This window comes from Frateuria hangzhouensis (assembly GCF_026410505.1).
Taxonomy (GTDB): domain Bacteria; phylum Pseudomonadota; class Gammaproteobacteria; order Xanthomonadales; family Rhodanobacteraceae; genus Frateuria_A; species Frateuria_A hangzhouensis.
Window position 1 is genome coordinate 1 of the sequence record NZ_JAPMIU010000040.1, and the last position, 1,183, is coordinate 1,183.

The following is a 1,183-nucleotide window of genomic DNA, read 5'->3' on the forward strand; positions in this document are numbered from 1 at the left end:
TAGGGAAACTCTGATTTTGCCCCGCGGTCTTAGCGAGACCTGAGGATGGATGGTACGTGATGGCACCCAAGCAGATGAGCCTGTCGATGGAGCACGACGCCGGTTTCGAGCGGCACCGCAAGGCGACACGCCGCGACGTGTTCTTGGCGGAGATGGATCAGGTGGTGCCATGGGTGGACCTGTGCGCGGTTATCGCGCCGCACTACCCGAAGGATCCGGTCGGTGGTGGTCGTCGCCCGGTGGGATTGGAGCGGATGCTGCGGATCCACTTCCTGCAACAGTGGTACGCGCTGTCCGATCCGGCGGTGGAAGAAGCGCTGTATGACTCGGTAGCGATGCGGCGGTTCGTGGGCATCGACCTGGGCCAGGAAGGCGCGCCGGACGAAACGACGGTTTGTAAGTTCCGGCACCTACTGGAGAAGCATGGTCTGGCCGAGCAACTTTTCGCCGCGGTGAGCAGACACCTCAAAGACCACGGCATGAAGCTCTCGCAAGGCACTATCGTGGACGCCACGATTATTGCGGCGGCGCCGTCGACCAAGAACAAAGCCAAGGCGCGCGACCCGGAAATGCACCAGACGAAGAAGGGCCAGCAGTGGTACTTCGGGATGAAGGCGCACATCGGTGTGGACGAGTGCACCGGACAGGTGCACTCGGTGGTGAGCACTGCGGCGAACGTGGCGGACGTGACCGAGGTAGCGAACCTCTTGCACGGCAAGGAGCGGCACGTGTTCGGCGATGCCGGCTACATCGGCGCCGAGAAGCGGGCGCCCAAGCGAGGCCGCAGGTTCTGGATCGCGGCCAAGCGCAGCCTGGTGAAGGCGATCGAGGATGACAAGCTGCGCGAGATCACCGAGCAGTTGGAACACGCCAAGGCCTCGATACGCGCGGTGGTGGAGCATCCGTTCCGGGTACTGAAGCGGCAGTTCGGCTACGTCAAGGTCCGCTACAAGGGCTTGGCCAAGAACGGCGCGCAGGTCACGACGCTGTTCGCGCTGGTCAACCTGTGGATGGCGCGCGGAGCGCTGTTGCAACATAGGTAGGGCCGCTGTGTCCGCAGTGGACCAAAGAGGTCAACTGCGGAGCGAATAAGGCGGCATTCCGCCGTCAAAATGAGCGTTTTTCGCTTTGACGGGACCAATGTCACGCGTGAGTGGTTGCGCGGCGATTGATCAGACCATCC

At 62.6% G+C, this 1,183-nt stretch carries 1 protein-coding gene; it reads left to right on the top strand.

Annotated elements, in window-relative coordinates; translation table 11 throughout:
- Window positions 1-86: 86 nt before the first annotated feature.
- Window positions 87-1,043 carry an IS5 family transposase gene (locus OSC30_RS16765; protein WP_425474765.1) on the top strand — a complete coding sequence of 319 codons (957 nt, stop codon included), beginning with the start codon at window positions 87-89 and terminating at the stop codon, window positions 1,041-1,043.
- Window positions 1,044-1,183: the final 140 nt, after the last annotated feature.

Coding starts and splice junctions, on each gene's coding strand:
- OSC30_RS16765 (WP_425474765.1), top strand. CDS start 87: ATGGAGCACGACGCCGGTTTCGAGCGGCACCGCAAGGCGACACGCCGC.